Here is a 6,242-nt window from a genome sequence, read left to right on the forward strand (position 1 = left end):
GACGCTGCATGACGCCCCGCTACGTGCTGGCCATCGACCAGGGCACCACCAGTTCGCGCGCGATCCTGTTCGACCGCGCCGGCGACATCGTCGGCAGCGCGCAGCGAGAATTCGCGCAGATCTTCCCGCACCCCGGCTGGGTCGAGCATGACCCGCGCGAAATTCTCACCAGCGTCTATGCCACGCTGACCGAACTGCTCAGCCGCGGGCAGATCGACCCGCGCCACATCGCCGCACTGGGCATCACCAACCAGCGCGAAACCACCGTGGTCTGGGACCGTGCCACCGGCCAGCCGATCCACAACGCCATCGTCTGGCAGTCGCGGCAGAGCCACGCCATCTGCGAGCGGCTGAAGTCCGAAGGGCATGAGGCGCTGATCCGCGAGCGCACCGGCCTGCTGATCGATGCCTATTTCTCCGCCACCAAGGTGCGCTGGATCCTCGACCACGTCGAGGGCGCGCAGCAGCGTGCCGAACGTGGCGAGCTGCTGTTCGGCACCATCGACAGTTGGCTGGTCTGGAACCTCAGCGGCGGCCAGGCGCACGTGACCGACTACAGCAACGCGGCGCGCACGCTCCTGTTCAACATCCACACGCTGGACTGGGATGACGACCTGCTGGCGCTGCTGGACATCCCGCGTGCGATGCTGCCGCAGGTGCGCGATTCCAGCGCGGTGTACGCGCATACCCGGCCGCAGTTCTTCTTCGATCACCCGATTCCGATCGCCGGCATCGCCGGTGACCAGCAGGCGGCGCTGTTCGGCCAGGCCTGCTTCCAGCCGGGCATGGTCAAGAACACCTATGGCACCGGCTGTTTCATGCTGATGCACACCGGCGCGCAGGCAGTGCGTTCGCGCAATGGCCTGCTGACCACCATCGCCTGGGGCCTGGACGGGCGCGTGGAATATGCGCTGGAAGGCTCGATCTTCATCGCCGGCTCGGTGGTGCAGTGGCTGCGCGACGGTCTGCGCATGATCGAACGCGCCAGCGACAGCCAGGCGCTGGCCGCGCAGGTGCCCGACAGTGGCGGTGCTTACCTGGTACCAGCATTTGTCGGCCTCGGTGCGCCCTATTGGCGAAGTGATGTGCGCGGCGCGATGTTCGGCCTGACCCGTGGCACCCGCAAAGCGCACTTCGTGCGTGCCGCGCTGGAGTCGATGGCCTACCAGACCCGCGACGTGCTCGATGCGATGCAGTCCGATGCCGGCATCGCGCTGACCGAGCTGCGCGCCGATGGCGGTGCGATCGGCAACGACTTCCTGGCCGGTTTCCAGGCCGACATCCTCGGCGTGCCGCTGCTGCGGCCGCGACTGACCGAGACCACCGCACTGGGTGCGGCCTACCTGGCCGGCCTGGCGGTGGGGTTCTGGACCAGCCGCGAACAGATCGCCGCGCAATGGGGCCTGGACCGGCGCTTCGAGCCACAGATGGAGGTGGCGCGGCGCGAGAAACTGTATGCGGGATGGCAGCAGGCCGTGGCGGCCACCCTCGCCTTCCACGTCGACTGACGGTAGTGCCGGCCGCTGGCCGGCAACCCTATGATGTTTGGGGGGCGCCTGGAGATTGCCGGCCAGCGGCCGGCACTACCACATGGCCAGCGGCCGTCAGAACGCCGGCAGCACCGCGCCCTTGTACTTGGTCTCGATGAAGGCCTTCACCTGCGGGCTGGTCAGGGCCTTGGCCAGCTTCTGCACGCGGGCGTCGTCCTTGTTGTCCGGGCGTGCGACCAGGAAGTTCACGTACGGCGAATCCTTGCTCTCGATCGCCAGTGCGTCCTTGGTCGGGTTGAGGCCAGCGTCCAGCGCATAGTTGGTGTTGATCAGGGCCAGGTCGACCTGGCCCAGCACGCGCGGCAGCATCGCCGAGTCCAGCTCGCGGAACTTCAGGTTCTTCGGGTTGGCAGTGATGTCGCGCTGGGTCGACAGCGCGTTGGTCGGATCCTTCAACTCGATCACACCGGCCTTGTGCAGCAGGATCAGCGCGCGGCTGTTGTTGCTCGGGTCGTTCGGGATCACCACGTCGGCGCCTTCGCGCAGTTCGGCCAGCGACTTGATCTTGCGCGAGTACGCACCGAACGGCTCGATGTGCACGCCGATCACCTTTACCAGGTCGGTCTTGCGGTCGCGGTTGTAGGCATCCAGGTACGGCTCGGTCTGGAAGTAGTTGGCGTCCACCTGCTTCTGCACCAGCTGGTCGTTGGGCTGCACGTAGTCGTTGAACACGCGCACGTCCAGGTCCACGCCTTCCTGCTTGAGGATCGGCTTGACCACCTCGAGGATCTCGGCATGCGGCACGGCCGTGGCGGCCACCACCAGCTTCTGCGAGGGCTCGCCGGACTTGCCGCAGGCGGTCAGGGCCAGCGCAGCGGCGAGCAGGGGCAGCAACAGGGTCTTTTTCATGGGCGGAAGGGTTCTCGGGGGGAGTGTCAGGAGTTGTCGTAGTTGCTCAGGGCGAGCTCGAGCAGCGCCTTGGCCTGCTCACGCAGCATCACCGGCTCGACGATCTCGGCATCCGAGCCGTAGTGCAGCACGTCCATCAGCAACTCGCGCGAGACGCTGTACGGCACCTTCAGTTCATAGCGGCCATCGGCCAGGAAGCGGCCCTGCTGCTTGGAATGCCAGTGCTCGTCGGCCACCCAGCGCGCGGCCTTGGCGCTGAACAGGATGGTCGCCCAGCCCTTCGGCGCACCGGAGAAGATGCCGTAGCTGGCCCCGAGCTGCTCGTCCAGCTCGCTGTCGGCCACGTCGCGGGCGGTGCTGTCGATCACCCGCGCCTTGTGGATGCGATCCACGGCAAAGCTGCGCAGCGCCTCGCGGTCATGGTCCCAAGCATCCAGGTACCAGTTGTCGCGGTAGTGGGTCAGGCGCTGCGGCGAAACGGTGCGCTTGGTCGGCTCGTCGGTGGAACGGGCGCGGTACTCGAACGCCAGCTGGCGGCGCTCCAGCACCGCCGAAGCCACGCTGCGGAAGCTGCCTTCATCGAACTTGCGGCCACGGTGCGGAATCACCCGCACCCGGTCCACCGGCCAGCTGGAGACGCCGGCCTGGGCCGCCAGCAGGCTCTCGATGCGCTGCTGCAGTGGTGCCAGCACCGACGACAGCACGCCGCCGCCGGTCCGCGCCAGCAGATGCTGCGAGGCCAGCAGGGCATGCAGTTCCTCCGAACTCAGCCACAGGCCGGGCAGCTCGAAGCGGTCGCTCTCGTCAGCCTGGTAGCGGAAGCCCGCCTCGCCGTCGCCCTCGATCGGTGCCATCAGCGCATCGCGCAGGAAGGCCAGGTCGCGGTAGACGGTGGCGCGGGAACAACCGAGCTTGTCCTGCAGGGTCGCCACCGTCACCGGATAGCGCGCGGACTTGAGCAGACGATGCAGGGCGGTGATGCGTTCGTATCGGTCCATACCCCCGATTATGTCCGAGTCGCGGGTCTTGTGTGGGACGTTTGGGCTATCGTGTTCGCCCCCACCCCTCTGGAACACCCGATGCGCCGGTTGCCTGCCCTGTCCCTGCTGGCCTGCCTGCTGCTGGCCGCCTGCGATCGCACACCGGCACCGGCCAGTACCGAAGCCCCGGTACCGGCCGCGGACCCGGCGCAGGCGGTACTGGGCGCCAGCCAGCGCTTCGCAGCCCTGCGCAGCTTCCACGCCGAGCTGGAGGTGCTGGGCGCGCCACAGCCGGTGCGCAGCGCCATGGACTTCGTCGCCCCCGATCGTTTCCGGGTGCAGACACCGGCCGGGCCGCAGACCATCATCGGTGACACCATGTTCCTGCAGGCCGACGGTGCGGTCCGCCAGGTGCCAACCCCGCCGGGCCTGCTCGAGCAGTGGCGCAACCCGTTGCCGGCCGACGCCCTGCCCGCCGACCTGCAGGCCGAGGATCTGGGCAGCCAGTCGCTGGATGGGGTCGAAACCCGTCACTATCGGCTGCGCGGCGCCCAGCCCGGCGAACGCCTGGAGTACTGGGTGGATGCGCAGGGCCTGCCGCGGCAGATCGTGCGCAGCGGCAGCAGCAATGGCCGCAGTTTCCAGCTGCGCCTGCGCTATTCGCGCTTCAACGACCCGGCATTGCGCGTCGATCTGCCCTGAATAGGCGATCGCGGCAACGCCTGCTGAAGAAACCGTTTGGATCGATTCGGACCGCCATCACGCTTCCAGTATCATCACCGGCTGTCAACCGCTTCGGAGAAGCCCCGATGTCCCTGCGCGTGTCCCTGCTGATCCCCCTGCTGCTGTGCGCACCGCTCGCGTATGCGCAGGATGCCTCCGAACTGGCGGCGATGTCCTCGCCGTGGAGCGGCAGTGGCGGCGAGCTCGGTTTCGCCTCGGCACGTGGCAACAGCAGCACCGAGAGCTTCAACGGCCGCCTCCGCCTGCGTTACACCGACGGCGACTGGGTGCACAGCATGGACCTGTTCGGCCTGCGCTCCAGCTCCAAGGTGAACGAGACCAACGACGACGGCACCACCACCCGCCGCAACAACACCACCGCCAACCGCTACACCGGCAGTGCCGGCAGCGCGCTGCAGCTGGGCGAGCACCGCCAGCTGACCGCGACGGTACGTACCGAACGCGATGACTTCGCCACCTACGACCGCCAGAGTTCGTTCGGTCTGGGTTACGGCACCCGCCTGTGGAACACCGAGCGCTTCTCGTTCGACGCGCAGATCGGCCCCGGTGTGCGCCGCACCCACAGCACCGAGGACGACCGCACCCGCACCGGCATGATCGGCCGCGGCCTGTTCGACATGAAGTACTCGCTGACCGACAACACCGACCTGGTCAACACCCTGCTGGTCGAGTCGGGTTCCTACAACACCTTCGGCCAGAACGACTTCGGTGTTTCGGTGAGCATGAACGAACATCTGGCGCTGAAGGCCGGCTGGCAGGCGCGTTACAACAGTGACGTGGCCGAGGACAAGCGCAAGACCGATACGCTGACCACGATGAACGTGGTCTACAAATTCAAATAAGAAACGGGCGCCGAAGGCGCCCGTTCTTCTTTCGGTAGTGCCGGCCGCTGGCCGGCAACTGCATTCAATCGGAGCAGAGGTTGCCGGCCAGCGGCCGGCACTACCTGCGATGGCTCAGACGTTCAGCAGTTCGCCGGCACCGGCATCCAGCAGCATCGTCGCCACGCGCTGGCCCAGTGCTTCCGGGTCACTGGCCGGGCCGATCGCCTCGGCACGCACCGCACGGCCATCACTGGCACTGCCGACCAGGCCCTGCAGGTGCAGGTCGGTGCCCTGCCACTGCGCGATCGCCGCCACCGGCACGTGGCAGCTGCCATGCAGCGCGCGGTTCATTGCCCGCTCGGCTTCCACACAGGCGCGCGTTTCCGCGTCATCCAGGCCCGCGAACAGCGCCATCAGGCGCGCGTTACCACCGTCGCACTCCACCGCTACCGCGCCCTGCGCCGGGGCCGGCAGCCACTGCGGCGGTTGCAGGCGCGCGACGATGCGCGCGCCCAGGCCCAGACGCTCCAGGCCGGCCACGGCCAGCACGATGGCGTCGTAGCCACCGTTGTCGAGCTTGGCCAAGCGGGTGTTGACGTTGCCGCGCAGGTCCAGCAGTTCCAGGTCCGGGCGCAGCGCGCGCAGCTGGGCCTGGCGGCGCAGCGACGAGGTGCCAACCCGCGCACCGATCGGCAGCGCATCCAGCGAGGCGTACAGGTTGGAGACGAAACCATCGGCCGGATCGTGGCGGGTCAGCATCGCCGGCAGCGCGAAGGGTTCATCCAGTTCCATCGGCACATCCTTCAGCGAATGCACGGCGCAGTCGGCCTCGCCACGCAGCATGGCCAGCTCCAGTTCCTTCAGGAACAGGCCCTTGCCACCGATGGCGGCCAGCGAGCGGTCCAGCACCTCGTCACCGCGGGTGCTCATCGGCACCAGTTCCACATGCAGGCCGGGATGGGCCTGGCGCAGGCGGTCAGCGACGTGTTCGCTCTGCCAGAGGGCGAGCGGGCTCTTGCGGGTGGCGATGCGGACGGTTTCCATCCCGTCATTATCGCGCCTTCGGCGAGGATACGGCCAACGGCGGAGCCCCTCGTGGCTGGCTGGGGGGGGGCGTGAAAGCAACAGCCGTGCTTGGCCGGGCGGGGTGGACCACGCAGGGGCCGCTGCAAGTACGTCCATGTAAGCTCGGTCGCCGCATCCATGCGGCTCACGCCCCTGCGCAGCCCACCCCGCCCTGCCTCTGACAGTTTCCGTGTGCGTCTGCCACGGAAGATCAAAAGAAAAAAGCAGAA

At 67.7% G+C, this 6,242-nt stretch carries 6 protein-coding genes; 3 read left to right on the forward strand and 3 right to left on the reverse strand.

What is annotated here, in order from left to right; translation table 11 throughout:
• The first annotated feature begins 8 nt into the window (after positions 1 to 8).
• Positions 9 to 1,508 (forward strand): glycerol kinase GlpK, encoded by a 1,500-nt coding sequence (glpK, locus tag N7573_RS22200; RefSeq protein WP_279943295.1) that lies wholly within the window; start codon positions 9 to 11, stop codon positions 1,506 to 1,508.
• A 96-nt stretch (positions 1,509 to 1,604) separates the two neighbouring features.
• Here the strand turns inward: glpK and N7573_RS22205 are convergent, their stop codons facing one another.
• Entirely contained in the window at positions 1,605 to 2,399 is a 795-nt protein-coding gene (locus N7573_RS22205) for a MetQ/NlpA family ABC transporter substrate-binding protein (protein ID WP_279913979.1), read from the reverse strand.
• Positions 2,400 to 2,425: 26 nt separating this feature from the next.
• Positions 2,426 to 3,397 (reverse strand): YafY family protein, encoded by a 972-nt coding sequence (locus N7573_RS22210; protein ID WP_010481302.1) that lies wholly within the window; start codon positions 3,395 to 3,397, stop codon positions 2,426 to 2,428.
• Positions 3,398 to 3,478: 81 nt separating this feature from the next.
• Between N7573_RS22210 and N7573_RS22215 the strand changes: the two genes are divergently transcribed.
• Together N7573_RS22215 and N7573_RS22220 are read left to right on the forward strand one after the other, a co-directional pair.
• Complete coding sequence (locus tag N7573_RS22215) at positions 3,479 to 4,081, forward strand: hypothetical protein (protein ID WP_110713818.1); 603 nt, start codon at positions 3,479 to 3,481, stop codon at positions 4,079 to 4,081.
• A gap of 107 nt (positions 4,082 to 4,188) precedes the next feature.
• Positions 4,189 to 4,965, forward strand: a complete 777-nt coding sequence (locus N7573_RS22220; RefSeq protein ID WP_279943294.1) for a DUF481 domain-containing protein — start codon at positions 4,189 to 4,191, stop codon at positions 4,963 to 4,965.
• A gap of 114 nt (positions 4,966 to 5,079) precedes the next feature.
• On the opposite strand, the gene hemC is transcribed toward N7573_RS22220, so the two are convergent.
• Positions 5,080 to 5,991, reverse strand: a complete 912-nt coding sequence (gene hemC, locus N7573_RS22225; RefSeq protein ID WP_279913908.1) for a hydroxymethylbilane synthase — start codon at positions 5,989 to 5,991, stop codon at positions 5,080 to 5,082.
• Positions 5,992 to 6,242 lie beyond the last annotated feature (251 nt).

This window comes from Stenotrophomonas sp. GD04054, assembly GCF_029836955.1.
Lineage (GTDB): Bacteria > Pseudomonadota > Gammaproteobacteria > Xanthomonadales > Xanthomonadaceae > Stenotrophomonas > Stenotrophomonas maltophilia_A.

Coding starts and splice junctions, on each gene's coding strand:
- N7573_RS22220 (WP_279943294.1), top strand. CDS start 4,189: ATGTCCCTGCGCGTGTCCCTGCTGATCCCCCTGCTGCTGTGCGCACCG.
- glpK (WP_279943295.1), top strand. CDS start 9: ATGACGCCCCGCTACGTGCTGGCCATCGACCAGGGCACCACCAGTTCG.
- hemC (WP_279913908.1), bottom strand. CDS start 5,991: ATGGAAACCGTCCGCATCGCCACCCGCAAGAGCCCGCTCGCCCTCTGG.
- N7573_RS22215 (WP_110713818.1), top strand. CDS start 3,479: ATGCGCCGGTTGCCTGCCCTGTCCCTGCTGGCCTGCCTGCTGCTGGCC.
- N7573_RS22205 (WP_279913979.1), bottom strand. CDS start 2,399: ATGAAAAAGACCCTGTTGCTGCCCCTGCTCGCCGCTGCGCTGGCCCTG.
- N7573_RS22210 (WP_010481302.1), bottom strand. CDS start 3,397: ATGGACCGATACGAACGCATCACCGCCCTGCATCGTCTGCTCAAGTCC.